Annotated in this window: 17 protein-coding genes and 1 pseudogene; 7 read left to right on the top strand and 11 right to left on the bottom strand. The window is 44.1% G+C overall.

Annotated elements, in window-relative coordinates:
* Nucleotides 1-2: 2 nt before the first annotated feature.
* From FCL46_RS26210 to FCL46_RS26195, 4 genes are all read right to left on the bottom strand, one after another.
* On the bottom strand, nt 3-674 hold the full coding sequence (locus FCL46_RS26210) for a phosphonate ABC transporter ATP-binding protein (RefSeq protein ID WP_136808704.1): 672 nt from the start codon (nt 672-674) through the stop codon (nt 3-5).
* 177 nt (nt 675-851) lie between these two features.
* Nucleotides 852-1679 carry a putative selenate ABC transporter substrate-binding protein gene (locus FCL46_RS26205; RefSeq protein WP_476700524.1) on the bottom strand — a complete coding sequence of 276 codons (828 nt, stop codon included), beginning with the start codon at nt 1677-1679 and terminating at the stop codon, nt 852-854.
* Nucleotides 1680-2355: 676 nt separating this feature from the next.
* The gene (locus tag FCL46_RS26200) at nt 2356-2652 is read right to left on the bottom strand and encodes a hypothetical protein (protein ID WP_136808706.1); all 297 of its coding nucleotides are present in this window, start codon (nt 2650-2652) and stop codon (nt 2356-2358) included.
* 121 nt (nt 2653-2773) lie between these two features.
* The gene (locus tag FCL46_RS26195) at nt 2774-3859 is read right to left on the bottom strand and encodes an alkene reductase (RefSeq protein WP_136808707.1); all 1086 of its coding nucleotides are present in this window, start codon (nt 3857-3859) and stop codon (nt 2774-2776) included.
* 190 nt (nt 3860-4049) lie between these two features.
* Between FCL46_RS26195 and FCL46_RS26190 the strand changes: the two genes are divergently transcribed.
* Nucleotides 4050-4685 (top strand): TetR/AcrR family transcriptional regulator, encoded by a 636-nt coding sequence (locus FCL46_RS26190; RefSeq protein ID WP_136808708.1) that lies wholly within the window; start codon nt 4050-4052, stop codon nt 4683-4685.
* Nucleotides 4686-5189: 504 nt separating this feature from the next.
* The gene (locus tag FCL46_RS26185; RefSeq protein ID WP_136808709.1) at nt 5190-6026 is read left to right on the top strand and encodes a class I SAM-dependent methyltransferase; all 837 of its coding nucleotides are present in this window, start codon (nt 5190-5192) and stop codon (nt 6024-6026) included.
* A gap of 211 nt (nt 6027-6237) precedes the next feature.
* Here the strand turns inward: FCL46_RS26185 and FCL46_RS26180 are convergent, their stop codons facing one another.
* Entirely contained in the window at nt 6238-7074 is an 837-nt protein-coding gene (locus tag FCL46_RS26180) for a YitT family protein (protein WP_217909527.1), read from the bottom strand.
* 430 nt (nt 7075-7504) lie between these two features.
* Complete coding sequence (locus FCL46_RS26175; protein WP_136808711.1) at nt 7505-7993, bottom strand: RrF2 family transcriptional regulator; 489 nt, start codon at nt 7991-7993, stop codon at nt 7505-7507.
* Between the two features lie 146 nt (nt 7994-8139).
* Here FCL46_RS26175 and FCL46_RS26170 point away from each other — a divergent pair, with 146 nt between their 5' ends.
* From FCL46_RS26170 to FCL46_RS26160, 3 genes are all read left to right on the top strand, one after another.
* Nucleotides 8140-8511 carry a pyridoxamine 5'-phosphate oxidase family protein gene (locus FCL46_RS26170; protein WP_136808712.1) on the top strand — a complete coding sequence of 124 codons (372 nt, stop codon included), beginning with the start codon at nt 8140-8142 and terminating at the stop codon, nt 8509-8511.
* Nucleotides 8512-8846: 335 nt separating this feature from the next.
* Nucleotides 8847-9023, top strand: a complete 177-nt coding sequence (locus FCL46_RS26165; protein WP_136808713.1) for a MarR family transcriptional regulator — start codon at nt 8847-8849, stop codon at nt 9021-9023.
* A 421-nt stretch (nt 9024-9444) separates the two neighbouring features.
* On the top strand, nt 9445-10680 hold the full coding sequence (locus FCL46_RS26160; protein WP_136808714.1) for an anaerobic sulfatase maturase: 1236 nt from the start codon (nt 9445-9447) through the stop codon (nt 10678-10680).
* Nucleotides 10681-10739: 59 nt separating this feature from the next.
* Here the strand turns inward: FCL46_RS26160 and FCL46_RS26155 are convergent, their stop codons facing one another.
* The 5 genes and pseudogenes from FCL46_RS26155 to FCL46_RS28995 all read right to left on the bottom strand — a co-directional run bounded on the left by FCL46_RS26155 (nt 10740) and on the right by FCL46_RS28995 (nt 18770).
* Complete coding sequence (locus FCL46_RS26155) at nt 10740-11606, bottom strand: dienelactone hydrolase family protein (RefSeq protein WP_136808715.1); 867 nt, start codon at nt 11604-11606, stop codon at nt 10740-10742.
* Nucleotides 11607-12158: 552 nt separating this feature from the next.
* Complete coding sequence (locus tag FCL46_RS26150; protein ID WP_136808716.1) at nt 12159-14669, bottom strand: hypothetical protein; 2511 nt, start codon at nt 14667-14669, stop codon at nt 12159-12161.
* A 539-nt stretch (nt 14670-15208) separates the two neighbouring features.
* Nucleotides 15209-16612, bottom strand: coding sequence for a DUF4129 domain-containing protein (locus FCL46_RS26145; protein WP_136808717.1), 1404 nt, complete (start codon nt 16610-16612; stop codon nt 15209-15211).
* Entirely contained in the window at nt 16609-17820 is a 1212-nt protein-coding gene (locus tag FCL46_RS26140) for a DUF58 domain-containing protein (protein ID WP_136808718.1), read from the bottom strand. Before FCL46_RS26140 ends, FCL46_RS26145 begins: the two co-directional genes overlap by 4 nt.
* 6 nt (nt 17821-17826) lie before the next feature.
* Nucleotides 17827-18770 (bottom strand): annotated as a pseudogene (locus FCL46_RS28995) (AAA family ATPase).
* 411 nt (nt 18771-19181) lie between these two features.
* On the opposite strand from FCL46_RS28995, the gene FCL46_RS26130 reads away from it, so the two are divergent.
* Nucleotides 19182-20438, top strand: coding sequence for a putative DNA modification/repair radical SAM protein (locus tag FCL46_RS26130; RefSeq protein ID WP_136808719.1), 1257 nt, complete (start codon nt 19182-19184; stop codon nt 20436-20438).
* 1 nt (nt 20439) lies between these two features.
* Nucleotides 20440-21216 carry a TIGR03915 family putative DNA repair protein gene (locus FCL46_RS26125; protein ID WP_136808720.1) on the top strand — a complete coding sequence of 259 codons (777 nt, stop codon included), beginning with the start codon at nt 20440-20442 and terminating at the stop codon, nt 21214-21216.
* The last annotated feature ends 326 nt before the right edge of the window (nt 21217-21542 follow it).

Genomic DNA, 21542 nt, shown 5'->3' with positions numbered 1-21542 from the left:
AGCTAATTATATAACTCGTGAATATGGTTGTCTGAAACCAAATCAACAGGCAGGTCAAAAAGGATGGCTTTATCTTTTAAGCCGATAATCCGCTTAAAAAAGCGTTGAGAAAGATTGATCGAATGTAATGACGAAACGACAGTTTTCCCTGCCTCGACAATACACTCCATTATTTCTTCACGCTGAACAATATCAAGAGAAGAAACCGGTTCATCGGCCATCAGAATAGATCCGCCCCGATATAAAGCCCTGCCAATCCCTACCCGCTGCTGCTGTCCACCTGAAAGCTCACCTGTTCGGATAAAGAGTTTATCTTCGAGACCAAGCTGTTTTGCGATGGGCATAATCTCGTCAATAGTTCTTTGAACAGGACGAACAAGGTTACGCAGATTCTGAAATACTGAGTGAGCGTCAAGCCTGCCAATATAGATATTATGGAAAACAGAGAGCTGCGGAACCAGCGCATGATGCTGGTGAATAAATGAACACAGCTCGGGCTGCAGCTGGTAGAGCCTACGCAATAGTGTTGTTTTGCCAGCACCACTCTGACCGATCAGCGCTACCTTCTCGCCCTCTGCAATAGAGAGCGTAATCCCTTTTAAGGCGACAAAATCTGTATAGGAAATATCTTCGCCCACCAGTGAAAGCAGCGTTCGTGATGATGAAAATGACATATAAATATCAGATAAGATCGTGACTGGACAAAATGAAAAGTATCATTCCACATCGAGGTAGTATCTTCTTAACCATGGTCGAAATACATTTTATCGCCGACATGCTTCTGACACCTCATGGATAAAATGTATTTCATAACCAGGATTCACAGATATCATCTCGTCATGAGACGGGAATTATCGAAAAACACCAATAGCTTTACCAGTATCAAGAATTGGCTGATACATAGAATTATCGGCAGGAATAAAGCGATTCCGCGGAAAAGCACTCAGCAATTCAGGGTCTGTAATATTAAGAAGCGCCTTTTGGATTTTGGCGGTAACACCCTCGCCGAAGGTGCTGTCTACATCTCCTCGTACAGTCCAGTTGTAATCAGGATATTCCGGAGTCTTCCAGATCACCGAAATCTTGGCAGGATCAATATTCCCCGCTTCCATCTCCTTTTCCCAAACCTTGAAATTCACTGCGCCAACCTCATAACTACCGGACTGAACAAGTGCGATTGTTTTTGAATGATCGCCGCTAAAACCTACACGGGAAAACAACTCTTCCGGGCTTTTACCAAAATGTTCACGGATAAAATATTCCGGCATCAGTCGTCCTGAAGTGGAACCTTTGGAGCCAAAGGTAAAGGTTTTCCCGGCAATACCGTCGCTCAGCACATCACCTTCTTTGAGCCCGGTGGAACTATGAGCAATAATATAGCTGACAAAATGCTCATCTTCCTCACCCTGTGCTATAGCTACAGAACCGGGAACTCCGAGGCGCGCCTGAACACCCGATAGACCGCCAAACCATGCCATCTGCACTTCATTATTTTTAAATGCCTGTACAGATGCAGAGTAGGATTTCACAGGAACATAGGTAACCTTGATCCCCAGTTCTTTACTCAGATAATCAGCAATTTTACCAAACCGCTGCTGGAGCCGTGCGGTATCCTGATCCGGAATAGCAGTAAACTTAAACTCAGCAGCTGCTCCAGTAAACGGCAGAACAAAAAGCATCAGCAGAGATGCAACCAATACGGAAAAACGTCGTGTAGCGATCATAAAATCTCCAATATGACAATGACAAAATTACCTATAACACATCGTAGTATTAACCAACCTAAACCATAGTAATAATGCGCATTTGATGAGACAAGGTCAAATAGTTACATTGAATATATCAGATTGATCGCATCAGCTATTTCTATAACAATGTGATTCCAGTTAGTTATATGGCGCATACGTTCATAACAGCATTCTGGGATACAATGTTTTCTTCTCTAAAGCTTAACTGCTAAGAAAAATTGCTCACCAAGATCAAATGAAAACGTCTTATCCTAGCCGTAGGTTAAAGCAACACGCTCTTTCGCTCTTTCAAAAACAGCTAGGAGTCTGTCGGCTTATAGCATTTTTTTCACAGATCAAGGCATTTTCGAAAAATCAAGCAAAGCCATAATGTCATACGTAAACCAGACTGATCGCGGAAAGATTTGGTGCCCTGTGAGCAGTTACATCGAGACATTTTCAAAGAATAAGAACAGCCATATATTCGATATCCGAGTCTACGCTACCTGCGAGCATTATTTTTAGAAAATTCCGAAGAGTTTGGGCAGATAGCGTAGACTTCGAAAGGCCATTGTGGAACAGCCTCCTGGACATTGTTGGGACTATCCACCAGACAGCCACCTCACTATCATGCCTGATATAGCGTATCGGCAACATCGGAATACGAATTGGTGAGATTGTGTAAGGAAAAGAGTTTTTGGATTTTGAGAAGATGGCGATGACCATCAATATGAACCTCTGCTCCATATTCGTATTTTTCTAATGTGTAGCCTGCTGATTCCAATACATTGAGTGCATCATGGTAGTGTTCCACCACAAAACCCATCAAACTAAAATCACTCATATAATCATTGGGTAGCGTCTGTGTACTCAGGTATGTACCTCTACTTTCTACATCACAAGGGAGAATTGCTATTCTGCTCATAAGAGATCCTTTGAGGTGTATTCTAGTTTTGGAGGCTGCCCAGGAATGCCTCCTGCACGATACGCCGGTTTCCATAAATCGAATACGATTTATGGGAACCATATTGTATTAAGAGATAGTCTTAAGCAGAGTATGTCGGATAATCTGTATACCCTTCAGCTTCGTTCGTATACCAGAGGGACATGTCCTCATATGGTGCTAAAGGCCAGTCGTTCTGCCAGCGTTCGACGAGATCAGGATTACTGATATATGGGCGGCCAATTGCTGCTATATCGGCTGTGCCCTCTACTATCCGCTGTTCAGCATCATCTTTACTGTATCCACAATTCCCAATGATGACTCCATCATAATGCTCCCTGAAATCAGAAAGTGACATTGCCTCTCCTTTTTCATGAAAACCAAAAGCAAGACCATCCATAATGTGTACGTACCCGAGATCGAGTTTATTCAGCTCTTTGATGACATAAAGATACGTCTCTCTGAAATCTTCACTCCCCATATCGTTAAAGACACCGTTTGGTGAAAGCCGCACGCCAACCCTTCCAGAAGGCCAGACCTCAAGAACCGCAGCCAGCACTTCCCTTAAGAAGCGGTATTTGTTTGCGGGACTGCCACCATACTCATCATCACGAAGATTAGTTTTGGAATCAAGGAACTGGTTAAGCAGATATCCATTGGCACTGTGTACCTCGATACCGGAAAATCCTGCCTCTTTGGCGTTCAGAGCGGCAGTTCGATAGTCGTCGACTGTTGCGTGTATTTCCTCAATGGTTAGCGGACGTGGCACTTCATATTCTTTTTTACCGAGCGGGGTGTGAATCATATCACCATTGAGCTTCACTGCCGATGCTGAAACAGGGAGTAGGCCGTCGTGGAAGTCACTGTGAGATGCCCTCCCGCAATGCCACATTTGGAGAAATATATGGCCGCCCGCCTCTTTAACGCGTTCAGTTATCTGGCGCCAGCCTGCTGTCATTTCCTCTGTGTAGATTCCAGGAGAACCAATCCAGCCGTTACCCTGAGCTGAAACGACTGTGGCTTCTGAAATGAGAAGCCCGGCTGAAGCTCGTTGTGCGTAGTATTCAGCCATCAATTCATTCGGTACTCTGGTCTCTCCCGCACGTCCTCTGGTCAATGGAGCCATTGCGATTCTGTTTTTTAGCTCAAGATCACCAATAGTTACCGACTCAAATAAGCTCTTTGTCATTTCATTCTCCTTTCAGGCTTTAAACAAAATTCGTATAGAGAAACACTAACGAACCATCGCTGTGCTTTTATATTATTTTATACACTGCTGTACAAAAACGGTTACCGTCAATATTATACAGGTTTGTCTAAAATCAAGTGCTGTGGTATTATATTTGTTTAAAGAAGCTCAACAAAAAGATATAAACGATATGAATAATGAAATAATAGCACCAAAAAAATGTCGCGGCCGGCCAGCATCATTTGATCGCAATGAATTGATATCACAGGTAATGGAGCTCTTCTGGGAGCGAGGATACAACAACCTGTCTTTAAATGAGATAGCTAAGGCAACAGGGTTAACCCGCGCGAGCCTCTATAATGCGTTTAAAACGAAAGCGTCCTTATTTCTTGAGGCAATCAACCAATACTCCACCAATTCACCAGGCAAAATCCTCACGCAAATTAGAAAAGGTGATCCAGTTGGACCCGTATTCTTCAGATTGTTTAGCGATGCCTCAAAGAATCTTGCGGCGGATAGCAAACATCGTGGATGTTTGGCAGTGAACTGCATGAGCGAGCTTATTCCAGGTAACTCGGAGTTGGGTGATACACTGGCAAAGATGCAGGTTGAACAAAGAACGCTCATCGAATTGCTCATCAGGCAGGCTATAGATCAAAAAGAATTGCCGGGTGATACGGAATCTGAGACTACCGCCGATATTATTCAGGCTTTTCTGAGTGGCTTTTCAATTTTTTCAAAGAGTGGTGTGTCTGAGCAAAAATTGCAGGCAATGGCTCATAGTTTTCTCAAGCATCTTGGCTTTAATGATCCCGCTGAAGGGTGATTTTTGAGACGTATAGTGAGGTATAGAGACCTCTATTGACAAGAAGATATGAGATCAGGATCGAATCGACTTACATAGGTGTTTACCTGCATCCCATGTATAGTTGAGCCCAGAAATTTCCGGCATACGTTTTACAGCCGGCAAGGAATACACTGCTGGTTTCAATAGGGGGCTGGAAACCTATGAGTATTTTTCTTGACGATAGGCCAAGATGATGGCTATCAAGTTGCGCTACTTTCACTATTACGGTTTCTCTTGACTTCAGGCAGGTCTCACAGTAAACAATTTTTCATTATGAAAACCATCTAATCACATATCTTCTCGTGTTATATCCGACATGGACTTGATGAGCTCTAACACGTCATAGAAACAATCTATGATTTTGTGGCTCTACTCCTGCGTCCAATCACTGATTAATAGAATTAACAAGCGACATTACTGCAGACAGGCGTGGCCCTCTTTTGCTGTCGTCTTGCAGGAATTATTCGAAAAATAGAGGTTTTCATGAATATTAACACTCTTATAAAAACTGTAAAGAAGCCTGAAGCCTATACCCCCGGCACCGCTATGATGTGGGTGGATGAACATATCTCCAAACAGCTCCTGGCAACTCATCTCAGCCAGGATATTGAACTTGCCAGCAGAAAAGAAACCACCATCGCTTCAACAATAGAGTGGATACTTTCTCATATGTCAGCTGAGATGTTGAACATTCTTGATATGGGGTGTGGTCCCGGACTGTATGCCGAACAATTAGCAGCCCGTGGGCACAATGTCACGGGAATGGACTTCTCCCAAAACTCCATCACCTATGCAAAAGAGTCTGCGCGTCGAAAAAATCTCGATATTTCCTATGTAGTACAGAACTATTTAGAGCTGAGTGATGAGAACAGATATGATCTGATCATGATGATCTTTACGGATTTCGGAGTGCTGACACCAGACCAGCGTGAAATCATTCTGGCAAATATTTATAGGGCACTAAAACCCGGTGGTACATTTGTATTTGATGTTCTCAATGAGAATCATCAGGTGTCACTCACAGAAACCAGAGAGTGGGAAGCATCCGAAAGTGGTTTTTGGCGAAATAGCCATTACCTGGCACTCACAGAAACATTCTATTACGAAGAGCATAAGGTGAGCCTGAGCCAGCATACGATTATTGAAGATAATGAGAAATCTGAAGTGTACCGATTTTGGGTACACACGTTTACTCATTCCGATCTAGATAGCCTATTATCAAACGCAGATTTCAAGGCTATACAATGTTATGAAAAGGTGATTCCGGACTCTGACCTGTATAGTTCGGATTCTGTTACCTTCTGCATTGCCAGGAAATAAGAAATCACATCATTTCCACCGTGGTTCGACCCATTGATCCAAATGGTCGGACCACGGAAAATGAAAGATAACTACGAATTACCGATCTCTCATTTCTTTATCTGTTTTTATTCTACGTAGTTCCCATCCCAAAACGAGGTGTTTTCATCTAAATCGAGGCGCTTGATAACTTTCACCAGAGCCATATAGGTGATATCTCGGAGTCTCGTACTTAGTGCCCACGTCCCAGCATTTCTGAAGCATCCATCACAATCATAAAAGCATTCGGGTCATTGTTATGGATGATATCCCGGAGAATTGTAATTCTGCTTGATTCGACGACCACGAAAATCATCGTCTTCTCCTCACTTTTCTGCAGCCCTGTACCACTCAGAATGGTGCCGTTCGGGCCGAGATATGTGGTGATTTTATCAGCAAGCAACTCAACACGGTTTGATACAATATGGACGACCTTCTCAGAAGGTCCGCCTGTGAGAATGATGTCGATGCAACGGGAGGTGACATAAATACTTATAAGCGACCAGAGTGATTGCTCGATGCCGTTAAACACAAAGGCTGACGAACTGATGATAAGCGCATCGATTGCCAGAATTGTATGTCCGGGTTTGATATTGAAACGAGCCGCAAGGATTCTTGCAATAACTGTGGAGCCACCAGCTGAACTGTGACCGCGCAGGATACAACCGACGCCTATGCCGATAATAACCCCGCCAAAAAGTGTTGCCAGTAGCATCTCGTGGCTTACCGGCTCGAGCTTTATGACAATACTGAAAAGATCGACAAATAACGCGACCAGAAAAATAGAAACAACTGTCCGTATACCAAATGATTTACCTAAGTATTTCATGCCGATGAGCAGCAATGGCACATTGATTATCAGCATCAAAGTTCCCAAAGATATCGATTCGAACATGTGGCTGAGCAAGATAGCCATACCCGGAGCCCCACCGGTAGCGATATTATTGGGTGCAAGAAACAACACGACTCCCAGCGCGATACAAAGGGAACCGAAAATCATGTAGCTAAAATTTGCAAGCTCTTGTCGCAATCGTGTTCTGTTGATTTGTTGAAAGTGTGAAGAGATTTTCATTGATAGAATATAATTTGACGAGAATTTCTGTCAGGTTAAAGGGAGTATAAAGTCTACTGAGAGTTGACCTGGCATAAGCCTTCTGGCAGAGATACTTTTTATACCACGTCAATGGCATCTCACGCCATGATCGCCCCAAACATCAACTTTCTGGATAAAAAGAAGCTATGATGAGAATTGGAGTGTAAGACTATTTCTGATCCGAAAACGGGATAAAACCCAGCGCCGCTTTGTTTTTCATATTTATTAAATACAATAGCTTACCAGATTAACTTGAACGAATTCACCCTTGGCACGTGATATCAGCCGAGCTGTTCAAGTACGTGGGTAAGAGTAAAGTGGCACTCGCTTAAGAATTACGCTCAAAGATATCGGATAGATAAGCACATCATATGGTTTTCAACCATTCAACAATACCCTCTTTCTTCTCCGTCGAAAAATCTTTATGTACCTGTTCGTGCAGCCACAGAAGTGACTTGGTCCTTAACTGGTTTCGCATTAACTCTTCTGCATCCTGTATAACGACCTTAATGAGACACGGGCATTTGTCCGTAAAGACACTTGGATCATCAACGAATATGTTTTTCTTCCGAATTTCAGCGCATTGAAACAAAAACGAAGGACCTTCAATTGCCTCAATAATATCCCAAAATGAGATATCTTCAGCACTTTTGGCTAACTGATAGCCTCCCTTCACACCAGCAATTGACCGAACTATCCCAGCTTTTCGTAGCTTAGCAAAAACTTTCGAAAGATACGTTTCCGTAATCCCATTCAATTCTGCTATCTGCTTGATTCCGATAGTTTTATGTTCGGGCAAATCCACCATGTAAAAAAGCGAATGAAACGCATATTCTACGCCAATACTGTATTGCATCTATGATCTCCTTTGATGATTTCAAAACCATACATTAGACACTTTTACGAAAAAAATGTCTTGACTCTTCTTTCGTTTTTAATTTAAAGTTATCATGGATAACAGATATCCACAATAGACATTATACAACAAATGGAGATCAACTTATGCTCACAGAAAAGTTCTTAGATGTAATTAGTCATGAAGGTGTTGTTGCTATAGTTTCTTGCGCTGACAATGAAGCGCATGTTGTAAATACTTGGAATTCATACCTTCACATCACAGAAGATGAACGAATTTTACTTCCTGCATGGTCAATGAGGAAAACCGAAAAGAAAGTAATAAAGAACGACACTATATTGCTGACAGTCGGATCAAAAGAAGTAGAGGGTAAAATGGGACCCGGAACAGGTTTTCTTGTAAAAGGAACTGCGAGATTTATATCATCAGGCCCAGAATGGGATATGATGAAAGAAAATTTCTCTTTTTTGACACGGGTACTTGAAGTCACAGTGGAATCAATAAAACAAACGGTTTAGCATGCACGTATCAACAGCGGCGTGAATTCTTTTCTTGCGCCAACCCGTATTTTTCATGAATATTTTTTTCGAAATTGTTCATGAAAAATACGAGCCAGTGTCATGTCAGATGTCGTAATAATGTGAAGCTTTTTCTTTTCCTGCAAGGCATGACTGATGGAGCATAGCAGCGCTATGTAACTGAATGAGTAACGAAGGCAGGAAGTGAAAAAGGCGAACAGATTTAGACATCTGAGGCATGACATGTCACTATAAGCATGTTGGGTTATAGAATATGCTCCTATTCATCAGGAGCCTTTAAGAAGATTACAGCAATAACTACAAGGAGCCTCACAGTGGACATTTCCGAAAAAGTTTTAGAGATTATGCGTGAAAGTGGGCAGCCCCTCAATGCAGGGAAAATTACCGAAATCGGTGGACTTGATCGTAAAGCAGTCGACAAAGCAATGGCGAAACTAAAAAAAGAAGAAAAGATTGTTTCACCTAAACGTTGTTATTGGGAGCCAGCTTAATCCTCGTTTGAAGCTAACGAAAGTGTGGGGGCCACAGGTTGTTTCAGACAAATGACATCTTAGTAAAGTTGCGTCGCCGTGTTTCGCCTTACCAAAGACGGCCCTCTTTTCTCAGCCTTTACTCGTCTGCCAGAAGGCCGTCGGATTGAATAAACCAGCATATGTATCATGTGTTTCTTGCGAAACAACGTAGACATGTTAGTTATTGTGTCGCCCACCACAGGCGATGGACGGAAACATCTACTGGTAAAATTTATAGTAATCGAGAGATATTTTTCACTATCTGAAGAGGAAACTGCTATTTTAAGATTTGTGATAATTGTTATGAAAGCAATTTAGACGCTTTTATTTCGCTCGGCCACCTGTTATTCCTTCCATACTATTGCATTCGAGGAACGGAAATTTCATACTATTCTATCCCATGCCAAAACCCAGCCACCAGAATTTTCAGATATTTGCCAAGCCGGTAAGCTACAGGTGCAATCTTGGCTGCCACTACTGCTATTACCTTTGTAAGAGTGAGCAGTTCGACTTGTCCTTTCAACCGTCCTTGATGACCGATCATATGCTTGAAGCCTACATCAACGAGCATATTGCAGCCTGCAAAGGAGATCTGGTTAATTTTTCATGGCATGGCGGAGAACCGCTGCTGGCAGGGACGGGTTTCTATCGTCGAGTTGTTGAATTTCAAAAAAAACACAATACCTTAGGAAGAAAGATCACTAACGGCATTCAGACAAACGGAACGCTGATAAACGATGAATGGGGTGCTTTTTTCGCAGAACACAATTTCACGGTAGGGATCAGTATAGATGGCCCGCAGGAACTTCATGATCACTATCGGCGCACCGTGGATGATAGGGACACACACCAATCGGTAATGCAGGGCTGGAAATACCTTCGCAAATACACAATCCCTACAGATATTCTCTGCGTGGTCAATGATCTAAACGTCATGTACCCGTTACAGGTCTATCGTTATTTGAAAGATATCGGCGGGAAATATATCAGTTTCCTGCCACTGGTTGAAAGGAGCGTAAGCGGTTCGCCACAGGACGTGACAGAACGGAGTGTCCAGCCGGAAGCATTCGGGGCATTTCTCTGTACTATTTTTGATCACTGGCTGAAGCATGATATTGGTGACGTCAAAATACAGGTTTTTGAAGAAGCAACACGTACAGCCTTTAAGCAGGAACATTCACTCTGCCTGTTTAGACCTGTCTGTGGAGATATCCCTGTTCTTGAACGTAATGGCGATCTGTACTTTTGTGATCACTTCGTTGATCAGCAACATCTTATCGGCAATATCACCGAGCATCAGCTTGCAGAACTGCTTGAGAGTGCATCGTTAAAGGCTCTGGGCGCCGCAAAGATGAACACCCTGCCACAACGATGCAAAACATGCGAAGTTCTCTCCATGTGCAATGGTGAATGCCCCAAAAACCGTTTTGTAACAGTCCCAGGAGAAGACAACTCAATCAATTATCTCTGTGCCGGCTACAAAATGTTTTTTAATCACTGCCAGCCGTTTGTGGATTCTGTAGCAAAACAGTGGCATCTGCAGCACACTGACAGGTCTCAAAAGAAAACGGGCAGAAATGATCTCTGCCCGTGCGGAAGCGGAAAAAAGTATAAACGATGCTGCCTGAAGTTATAAACCCAATCAGTGATACCTTGATTACAGAATCAGCAGACGCTTGAAATATTCAAGCTCGCTCATTCTTTGAGTTTCTCATTGAAAAAGGCAACAGTGCGCTGCCACGCGAGACCAGCCGCCTCCTTGTGGTAACGTTCATGATTGGTATCATTGTTAAATGCATGCTTGGCACCGTCATACATAAAAAGCTGATACTCAACCATGTTATCCTTAAGGGCTTTCTCGTACGCTGGAATTCCCGCATTGATTCTCTCGTCTATCCCTGCATAATGGAGCATAAGTGATGCCTTGATTTTTGCCACATCCGCGTCGTCCGGCTGCTTCCCGTAATATGGAACCGCAGCGCTGATATCGCCAGAGTTTACTGCCATCTGGTTGGCCATGGCACCGCCCCAGCAGAATCCGACCACTCCGACCTTTCCTGTGGATTTTGGATGTGTTTTCAAATATGCGGCAGCAGCGGCAAAATTCTTTATAGTCGCGCCCATGTCCAGCGCTTTAATCATTTCGACAGCCTGTTTAGGGTCTTCGGGAGAGCCACCGGCAACAGAGAGTGCATCCGGAGCAACAGCCATATAGCCTTCGAGGGCCAATCGTCTAGTCACATCCTCAATGTGTGGATTAAGGCCTTTGTTTTCATGTATTACCAGTACGCCAGGCAGCTTTTCTGCACTCGCAGGCTGGGCCTGATATGCACGAATTTCTCCTGAAACACCGGGATAAGTTATGTACTCAGTAGTGAGGCGGGCGTCATTTTCCGGGATCATCTCGGCTCGTGCAAGGTAGTCATTTTCGAGAATCGGCAGCAAGGCATAGGCAGCTGCAACGCCTCCTGCAAGTTTTGCGAGTTTCTCAAGAAATGTCCTTCTGCTGATAGAGCCGTCACTGTAGTCCTGATACGTCTTACGAACAGTAATGTCGATCATATTGCGCTCCTTTTGTTTGAACTCAGACAGGATGTCAGGGAATTTTCCCCTCGCCTGGTAAAAAACTTATATGAACGTCTGACCTTTTCTTAAGACTTTTAGATAACATGAAAGAGAGCGTACTGTAACCTCAATCGAATAAGCTATTACAACAGATATCAATCCCTCCTGTACACTTCAGAAATTGAACAGGTAGAACTTGCTCTGCAGAATCAAAGGCAGGGACAAAACAGCATCTGCAATTCAGAAGAACTAAAATTACCTGCTTCAACAAAAAGATAGCAAAAATCAGAACGAAGTGAAAGCACAGGCACGAGATTGGTAGCCTGAAGTGTTAGAAATAGTGGATTACCAGGTAATCGAAAGAGATAGAGGAAAAGGACACAAGTGCATGCTCGAAAATCTTCTTATCGACGCTGATCAACACCAAATAAAGCCACCTGTGATCATCACAGGCGGCTTTTTATTTCGGAAATCTCATAACAGCGCTAACCGGAAATGATCACGATTAGCAAATCATTGAAATTTCATTTTTCCAGTTAGGATATTGAACTACTGCTTGAGAGCATCTAGGATAAACACAGCTTCCGGTAATCCAATCCTGCCATCGCCATCAGCATCCCCTTTTGTCCAGGAGTCATAACCACTACTTCCAGTCAGGGTTTTAAGACTAAGAATTGCGTCTTTGAGATCAACAGAACCATCAACATTTACATCGCCTTCCTTCTCAAGAGACTCCCCAGCCACTTTGATTTCGTCAACAAAGACTTGAAGCATGCCTGTAGTTCCATTTCCTCTAACCCTTGAGATGACTTCGGTAGAAGGATTGAAGCCAGGATACACGTCAGTAGTCGGCATATATACAGCTATCTCATGTTGCGATTTGTCACCAGAGTAAATTCCTCCAACCAAAACTTCACCATTGAATCCGAGATGCAGGATATACTCAGCATTAAAGCTAATCGGCATTGTAAAATCTGTTGAATATTGCTGCGCATCTGAAGAGAAATCTGCGTCGAGAACCCTGGTTACATAAAACTGTGCTCTGAATCTCCCCTCTGGATATTCATTCGTTTTGACATACTCAAGCATCACTTTAGCCCAGTAATCTCCTTCATGCCCATTGTATGAGTTACCGCTGCCGGGGCCATGACTGTCATTGTACAGGTAGGAGGCCAGCCGCATCCTGCCTTGTGCATCTCCGGAAATCACACTCTGTTCATCAATCCTGACCCTTACCTCGACATAAGGAAGCTTTTCTGCAAGTTTCAACCGTGTACTCTGAGTGTCTCCAAAAGACTGAGAGAGTAACCGTAAATCATGTTCAGGTGTAACCTCTAGAACCATTTCCGGCATCTTCCATTTGACAGACGACAAAAGCGAGCTGGTGAAATCATCAAGCAGTGTAAATTGCGGAACACCATTCAGAATCTCTCCGGCCGTATAAAAGTCATGAATTCGTGCTGCGATCTGCCCACCGTTTCGAGCACGCACCCTGGCACGACGATCACCGGAAATTGCAGCAATAGCTGCAGGCCCGGAAACAGTATTCTCCGCAAGAATATTCCCTGCATTATCGAGTATTGTGAAGGTAAACCCATGGTCTCCATCCCAGACGAGAGACGCTTGATATGAAGTACCAATTGCAAGTTGAAGTGGCACGCCTTGCGAGTCGCCAAAAACACTACCGGTGATATTGGAGTAGGTCCAATTTTCGTCAGTAAACCTGCCAATATAATAACCAGGAGTAAGAAGATCTCCGTCTCTTTCCACATAGAGACCGGCCATAATCGTCCCGGTTACGCCGCTGGAGGCAGTATCATTATAATAGTTCCCGTCCAAACCAAAATATGGGGCTCCATCATAGTCACCGGTCAGACTGTCGATGGTAAATGAGACCTTCATACCTTTTACGGTATTGTCTTTCAGCGTTGCTTCCATGCTATCCTTTGAGGGGCTTATAAAGCCTAAATGCAAATCGCCGTTTGTGGTCTCGCGTGTAATCTGACTTGATTTGAATTTTGCTGAATCAACTGTGCCCGTCGAAAAATCTTCATAAAGCCGAAGCACAGGTTCAGAATTAGCAACCCTGATATCAGAGCCATAAGTAAACTCTTCGATATCGCTGATTCCGTCCCCGTCTGCATCTGTATCGTCAATGTTTCGCGTACCATCATCGTCGATATCTTCATCGTAATCAGCAGCCCAATACGCCGCTTCAATAGAGTCGCCAATTCCATCACCATCAGAATCCTGATTATCAATAAGCAAACCCAGCTGGTTCTCAACGGTATCACTGAGACCGTCACTATCGGTGTCTTTATCCAGTTGGAAGTTTATATTGCTTACAGGCACATCCGTAAGCTCCGCATCATAGCATTTGGTAGTTCCATCGCCTTCTGGGCCATCCCAATACTCGTCCAGGAACTCATCGTGTTCACTACTGCAATTAGTATTTGTATTTAAGAAGTATTGTTGCTGCCCAGGTACAATCAGCCGATAATACCCAGTGTCATTGGCACTCGTGCTGTTCACCCAGTTGTGATCACATTTCTCACCGGCGTACGCATTCACGCAGACCCATGAAAGCGGGGCTCCCATCGTATCACGTATATATCCTTCAATCACCACACCTGAATCAAGTGAAAAGTTGATTCCTGTCAGCGGAAATTCTGTGGTCACAGGTGGTGTTGCAACCGCCTCACTGCAGTCCGAACTGCCGTTATCTTCAGGTCCGTTTCCTGTCCAATACTCCGGCAGTAGCACTGTGTCGGGTTCACAGCCGGGATTCACAGATAGGTAATATCCGTCAGCCGGTGAGACATCCAACTGGTAGGTACCATCAGATATCGTTTGTGTAACACCTGCCATCGTCTCTAAAAAATCTCCACATGTCTCCTTTAGCACGTAAACACATGCCCCGGAAACACCATCGCCTGTGCTAGATGAGGTTACAGCTCCAGATATGACTGCAGCCTGAAGAGTTGAAGTAGCTCCTTGTAGCGAGACAAAAAACATTGCAGTGCCACAACACACCAATATGTGATTCAATTTCCTATGCATACCCATCCCCCCGGATGACTTTGAAAGCAAAACAATCCAATAAGCAATATTAAACGTAAAATGTGTCTTCTAACGAAATAGCGAAGATAGGTCAATGGGTATATCTACCTATTAAAGCACGATAATTTCACTTATTTCATGCGTGGTTAAGCCGAAATAATGATAACAATTTTTTTTCCACAACCAGGGCATCCATGACGAACCGAGAATAACATGTCTTTTAAATTTAATTACAAGAACTTATACGGAAATTACGTTTTCACATCAAAAGATGTAAGCAGAATATCCTACACTGCTCTGCCTATAGAATATACATTTGTAAATAATCAAAAAAAATTAAATAAAATGAAGTAAAGGAGCAATTTGTATAACACAGTCAAAGCAGACTCGTATGGTTTGTACACTAGAGAATATACAAATATTGAAATTGAACTATTTTAAAGCACATAATATCTTCAATCAGCTTACACTTAAAAGATAACTCCATAGTCCGGGTCCGGATTTCTATTTGTAGTCTTTTGGGGAAACATGCATAGACATCACACATACCCAAACATCACCATTTTCAGCCGCATCTTCCAATAGCGAGGGTGACGCATGCGTTTCCATGCAATTTGTTCCTGAACCAAGGCAGAAGCTGGGATATGGTTTTCGCCATAAACCTGCATAATGAATGTATCGATTAAATGCTGTACCTCATCGCTTAACTCCGGAAAATGGGATTGCAGGCGGCAGCCATATTCAATTGGTGTTTCTCCGATACGTTGCTGCACGCCACTGTATTGCCCCCAGCCAAGCAGATAAGAATAGAGTTCATCAGCAGCAGGATTTCTTTTAGGGAAGATGCGCCTGAGAACCTGCTTTAAAAAACCTATTACTTGAATGATAACTAAACGGAAAGAGAGTTGAAATTGTCGCCTGTCATCATCCGCACGTATTACAGGTGATCTGGAGAGGAACCAACAGCTGACCAACCAACCCAGAAAGAGTACAGCAACAATAAGAATCAGCGCCTGCATGCCAATAAAAATATACGACAAAATCTCCTGTGCAGAATCACTGAGCCAGCTCTCCTGCGGCAAGGCTATTGCTGCGGCTTTATCATTTTGCTGTGTTACCTGTGAGGCCTGATAGGTCTTACGAGGGGCAAAAAGAAAGAGGATGATTTTAATGAAGTATGGCACAAGGGGCTCCGCCACTGCTTTTAGTGCGCTGTATCCAGTCTCTGCTCCTTGTCGCAGGGCCGGTTGGAAGAGAGATAGCGCTGCGACCACTATCCCTAGCACTGTCAGAGAAAAACTGAGGATTATGCCGATACCTTTATAGCCGGGTATAAATTTCTTATGACCTCGACTGCGGTTTCCCGCCAGGGCAAGCCCAAGCATGCTGAACAGAAAAAATGGTATCAGTAAAGCTCCGGACCCTGAATCAGTGATCACAAAATCATGCTGCCAATCCAGGAAAAATCGAAATAAGAACATAGCAAAGAACCATGCTGTTCCTACATCAAAGCGCTGACAGATATTACTATAACTCCGGGGTGTTGAAATAAGCGAAGAGCCGCATATCCAGAACCACAAAGAGCTCAACACGAAATACACCTGCGTAAACCATTGCAACGGATTTTTTGGTGAAATGACCAGATTTTTCAGCCAAGTCAGATCCGGCAGATAACCAGGTCCATCAAAAGAGCTATGCACTATTATTGCTACGAAACTCCCGAAACCGAGAGTATGTACTAGCAGTAGCTGAATAATCCGCCAGTTTCCACCACGTGTAAATGCACTGATCAACGCTCCGATACAGAGACAAAAGACAGCAGCTAAAAATGGAACAGGCATGATAAACAGGCTTGCCGCAATGGTCGTGGTAAGCGCGAATCGCCATAGTAGCGACATACAGGCAGCCGACATGAACAGAAGTTGCTCACGAATGGTACTCATTGTCTCATCTCCAACCGAAGATCATCGCAGCAGATAACTTTCCCTTCAAGCGTTGTTTGTGCTTGCTGATCAGCATTATCCGTAGAAACAAGACAGATTGTAGGAATACGGCGCTGAGCAAGCGCGTTGTATGAAGCCATATTCGTGGCATCAGCAGAATGGGAGAACAGGACACCACTCACTCCCCAGGGGATAGTGATAGAATTCTGCAAAACTACCGGGAGAGTATTTGCAATCTCCATCCTGATACGGGCAAGAGTCTCAAGGATTGCAGGCAGTGTTCCCGTGTGATTCATAACAGGTACGGCGCCTGATCCAGACAACTTCCCATCAAGACATCCGTTGGTAATAAGACCAACACTGATACCTTTTTGAACCATGGAAACTGCCAGTGAGGCGACAACTTCAAGTGTTCTCTCAAATTCTTCAAACGCTCTGTTGTCAACAAAACCCTGAGCATCAACGAGTAACAAGATTTTCTGTTTCCATGAAGGGGTAAAAACTTTCTCCTGCAGCTGATTATGGCGGGCACTGGCTTTCCAGTGAATATATCTTGCGGGCTGAAGAAGCTGGTATTCTCTGGTACCGGCGATATAGACAGGATCATGCACAGGGCTACTGGCACCGGGTACACCGAACAGGTCACGTCCTGGTAGTGGCAACGGTTTAAGCGGGACAACCCGCGGATAAACGATAACTTCAGGGGCCTGTTCGTTACGATGACCCGGGAAAAAACCGAGCAGGTCACCCGCTAGAATATGAAACGGCCCAAGACTGTTTACCCCCCGTTTTTTTACTATCAACTGCCATTTAAAACTGACACGCTGATGCCAGAGCAGTGAAATATCATGAGAGAACTCTGTTTTTTCAGCTGCAAAATCGACAGCGCTATTCGTTGCACCCTCAATATTTACCCTGAGCCAGACCGGCAGGAACTTCATGTTTTCGATTCGCACCGAAAGCGTCAGCTTTTCTCCTGGGAATAGACGCTTACGGTCTACGCTACCGCAACAGGTAATCCCCCGAAGGCTGAATTTCCCCCACAGTTTCGCAACACCGACCACGGAGAAAAGCAGCAGGCACAGCAGTATCAAATTCTGTTCTTCATTGAGGAGCGCTACCATAAAAACAATTCCCACCATAAACCGCATAAACAGGATAGTGAATATGGCGCTTAACCGGTCTTCCGGGATGCTTGAGTTCTGCATGTGCAGTTATGCCGACTGTTCCACTGCGGGTACGGTGAGTTGATCTATAATAGTTTGTAGAATATTTTCAGCAGAGTTGCCACGTAGCCACTCTTCTTCACGAATTGTCATCCGGTGAGCCAACACCGGGATGGCTAAACGCTTAATATCATCAGGAAGCACATAGTCGCGACCCTTGAGGGCTGCCAAAGCTTGTCCCGCACGCATAAGGCCCAAAGAACCGCGTGGACTGACGCCAAGACGAAGGGCTTCATCATTTCGGGTAGCACGAGCCATATCAGTTATATACTCCTGAATTGGCAGAGAAACATGGATCTGCTTTCTGGCTTCTTGTAACTCGGTAAGTTGCTCCGGGCTTGCTACGGTTTGCAACTCTACAAATGCATCCTGCTTTCTGAAACGTTCGAGTAGCATAATCTCTTCGCTTCGATCAGGATATTCCAGCTTCACACGCAACAGGAATCGATCTAACTGCGCTTCAGGGAGCGGGAAAGTACCTTCCTGTTCAATCGGATTCTGGGTCGCCATAACAAAAAATGGTTGAGGCAGCGGCAACGTCTGACTGTCAATGGTTACCTGACGCTCTTCCATCGCTTCAAGCAGGCTGGACTAGGTGCGTGGGATAGTTCGATTGATCTCATCTGCCAGCAACACATGCGACATTACCGGGCCGGACTGTAAAGAAAACTGACAGGTCTGCTGGTTATAAATATTAAAATCGGTGATATCTGCAGGGAGCAGATCGGGGGTGAACTGCACGCGCTTGAATGTTCCACCTATACTTTTGGCAAGGGCCTTGGCCATCAATGTTTTACCAAGCCCCGGAACATCTTCCAGCAGGACGTGACCTTCAGCAAGCAGACCAACCAGCAATAACTCCAAACATCACGTTTACCGACAATCACTCTCGACATGTTGTCCATGATACGTGTACATAAATCGAAATTCATCAAAACTCCCTTGTCTGCAACTATGCGATATACGTTTTTATTTAACGGACACAACCTCTACCGACAACAGGTATTGTCGTCTTATCAGTCTGCAAATTATCAAATGATATTATCGCGATAAAGAGACATGCCAGACCTATCCTGTTCAACATATTGTTTGCAAAACAGAGGTCAGAAAAAATTGAATTACCACTGGCATTTCCGGACACCCTCCTCACCGCTCAGCCATATCAACACATGAGATTTTCGTGTTATATTAAAAGGAGAAGAATGAATAAAAAAATGTTGGGTACTCACTCTGTGATAACCCTCTCATGTCATAATCAATTTCTTGATAGCCAATATATTTGGGGTTGATACTATATAACTTACTGCTTCAACTCATTTGAAAAACGATGTACACAAGGGCAAATGAATACCTCTGATAAACTTAAGATTCTCGCAGATGCTGCGAAATACGATGCATCATGCTCTTCAAGTGGCAGCACTCGTAAAGCAGACAACAAAGGTATAGGCAACGCTGCAAATAGCGGGATCTGTCATAGCTGGTCTGCGGACGGCAGATGTGTTTCTTTGCTTAAAATCCTGATGAGTAATGAATGTGTCTACGATTGCAGTTACTGCCTGAGCCGTCGCTCAAATAATCTTGAGCGGGCAACATTCACTCCCGAGGAAATTGCTGATCTCACCATCAACTTTTACCTGCGTAATTATATTGAGGGTCTTTTTCTCAGCTCGGCAGTTTTTGCCTCTCCTGAAACAACAATGGGCAGCATGGTGGAAGTATGCAGGTTATTACGCCAAAAACATAGATTTAACGGGTATATTCACCTCAAAGTTATTCCAGGCTCATCCCAGGAATTAGTGCGACAAGCCGGTTTTCTGGCTGACCGCCTCAGTGTAAATATCGAATTGCCATCTGAAGATTCACTCAAACTGCTTGCTCCGCAAAAAACGAAGAAAAGCATAATTGCTCCCATGCAACAGATAGGTGAAGACCATAGCGGATTTCAGCGTGAACGTAAAAAAAGCAGAAACGCTCCCAGCTTCTGCCCCGCCGGGCAAACCACCCAGATGATTGTCGGGGCTTCTGCAGAGAGCGATTTTCGCATCCTTACACTCACAGAAAATCTCTATTCCAAAATCCGCTTAAAACGCGTCTACTACTCCGCCTATATTGCAGTAAACGAGACACCGCAACTCCCGGCACTCAACACTGCACCACCACTAATCCGCGAACATCGTTTGTATCAGGCTGACTGGCTGCTCAGGTTTTATCGCTTTCAAGCTGACGAGATACTCTCCCTCGCGTTTCCTCATCTTGATGAACGGATTGATCCCAAAGCGGCCTGGGCATTACGCAATTTTGATTTATTCCCGTTAGATATCAATCGGGCAAGCTATGAGGAGCTACTGCGAATTCCCGGTGTCGGTGTCACCTCTGCCCAGCGTATCATTAATACTCGTAGAGTTACTGCTATACGCGAACAGGATCTTAAAAAAATCGGCATGGTCCTCAAACGCGCAAAATATTTCATATCCATCAACGGTCGATGCATAGCTGGTTCAGGGATTCCTCACCATCACCTTGTTGCAGCTATGTGTAAGGCAGAGCAGCCGAGCACCAAAAAGCTCCTTCAGCACAGTCGTCAACTCAGGCTTTTCTGATATGAATCAGTACATATATCTCCATGATGGATCTTTTGAAGGAATGCTTCACGCCGTAGCCATTGCCGTAAAGTCAAACCAGCAGGTGAGAGGAATTTTTGCAGAAAACAGCTTCACGCCAGATCTCTTTGATACACAAATCCGACTTAAAGCAGATAAAGACCAGGCTCTTCGGCTTTTTAACTATCTGCGGAATCTCAATGACGACGCATCCCGCTTTGCATTCAATGGCTATTTAAGTGAAGATCCTGAGGTGGGAACACACCTCTACTGGATGGTAAAAGAGTGCCTTTCGCGCGGGGCACGAGCCACTAAAATGTATACGCATGACTCCATACGACATCTTGATACGTTATCACGGAAGGTCGCATTTGAAGCGCATAGATTCACAGGGCTTATCCGCTTTAGAATATTTGAAGACGGCCTACAATACGCACCCTTTGAACCAGATTGTAACATCATCGGATATTGTGCTCAGCATTTCAAAACGCGGCTAAAGAATCAGCAGTGGATTTTGCATGATCTTCGACGAAATCATGCACTGTTCTGGGACAGATCGTGCCTGCGTACAATCGATATTGATGAGGATTTCACCAAACACATACAAGAGCATGGCGAAATCCCCGACTCTCGAATGACCAGTGAAGAACGCTATTACCAAGACCTCTGGAAGACTTTCCACACGGCAATTGCCAACCGGGACCGGGAAAATCTCAATCTCCAGCGCCAGTTTCTGCCCCAGCGCTACTGGAAATATTTGATCGAGATGAATGAGTGAGTTGCTCTGAGCAGAAAACTCATTAGACTTCATCCCCAAATATTCTCCCCAGAACAATCGAGTCCATGAACCTATCAGGGGCACAGATATTTCAACCAGCCTCTGTAAAACTGTTTTTTGCCCCCCTGATCTTGAGAGGGCCGCAATCTTATTATAACACCCTTTTCAAGAAAGCATGAATCTTCAACGAAATATACACGTTAACCAGAGCCAATCGACTAGCAGCAAGCCAAGAAGATTGTTTTGTATAAGCTTAACGCTTTCCCAAAAGGCCCCTCTAAGCCTTGAAAACACTTTTGATTTGGAAATTAAGATCTAATTTAGAG

This window comes from Desulfosediminicola flagellatus (assembly GCF_005116655.2).
In the GTDB taxonomy this organism is placed as follows: domain Bacteria; phylum Desulfobacterota; class Desulfobulbia; order Desulfobulbales; family Desulfocapsaceae; genus Desulfopila; species Desulfopila flagellata.
This window is presented reverse-complemented; position numbering and strand designations above follow the sequence as displayed.

Coding starts and splice junctions, on each gene's coding strand:
- FCL46_RS26195 (WP_136808707.1), bottom strand. CDS start 3,859: ATGACAAAGAGCTTATTTGAGTCGGTAACTATTGGTGATCTTGAGCTA.
- FCL46_RS26185 (WP_136808709.1), top strand. CDS start 5,190: ATGAATATTAACACTCTTATAAAAACTGTAAAGAAGCCTGAAGCCTAT.
- FCL46_RS26155 (WP_136808715.1), bottom strand. CDS start 11,606: ATGATCGACATTACTGTTCGTAAGACGTATCAGGACTACAGTGACGGC.
- FCL46_RS26140 (WP_136808718.1), bottom strand. CDS start 17,820: ATGCAGAACTCAAGCATCCCGGAAGACCGGTTAAGCGCCATATTCACT.
- FCL46_RS26150 (WP_136808716.1), bottom strand. CDS start 14,669: ATGCATAGGAAATTGAATCACATATTGGTGTGTTGTGGCACTGCAATG.
- FCL46_RS26205 (WP_476700524.1), bottom strand. CDS start 1,679: ATGCTTTTTGTTCTGCCGTTTACTGGAGCAGCTGCTGAGTTTAAGTTT.
- FCL46_RS26130 (WP_136808719.1), top strand. CDS start 19,182: ATGAATACCTCTGATAAACTTAAGATTCTCGCAGATGCTGCGAAATAC.
- FCL46_RS26190 (WP_136808708.1), top strand. CDS start 4,050: ATGAATAATGAAATAATAGCACCAAAAAAATGTCGCGGCCGGCCAGCA.
- FCL46_RS26125 (WP_136808720.1), top strand. CDS start 20,440: ATGAATCAGTACATATATCTCCATGATGGATCTTTTGAAGGAATGCTT.
- FCL46_RS26210 (WP_136808704.1), bottom strand. CDS start 674: ATGTCATTTTCATCATCACGAACGCTGCTTTCACTGGTGGGCGAAGAT.
- FCL46_RS26145 (WP_136808717.1), bottom strand. CDS start 16,612: ATGAGTACCATTCGTGAGCAACTTCTGTTCATGTCGGCTGCCTGTATG.
- FCL46_RS26170 (WP_136808712.1), top strand. CDS start 8,140: ATGCTCACAGAAAAGTTCTTAGATGTAATTAGTCATGAAGGTGTTGTT.
- FCL46_RS26160 (WP_136808714.1), top strand. CDS start 9,445: ATGCCAAAACCCAGCCACCAGAATTTTCAGATATTTGCCAAGCCGGTA.
- FCL46_RS26200 (WP_136808706.1), bottom strand. CDS start 2,652: ATGAGCAGAATAGCAATTCTCCCTTGTGATGTAGAAAGTAGAGGTACA.
- FCL46_RS26175 (WP_136808711.1), bottom strand. CDS start 7,993: ATGCAATACAGTATTGGCGTAGAATATGCGTTTCATTCGCTTTTTTAC.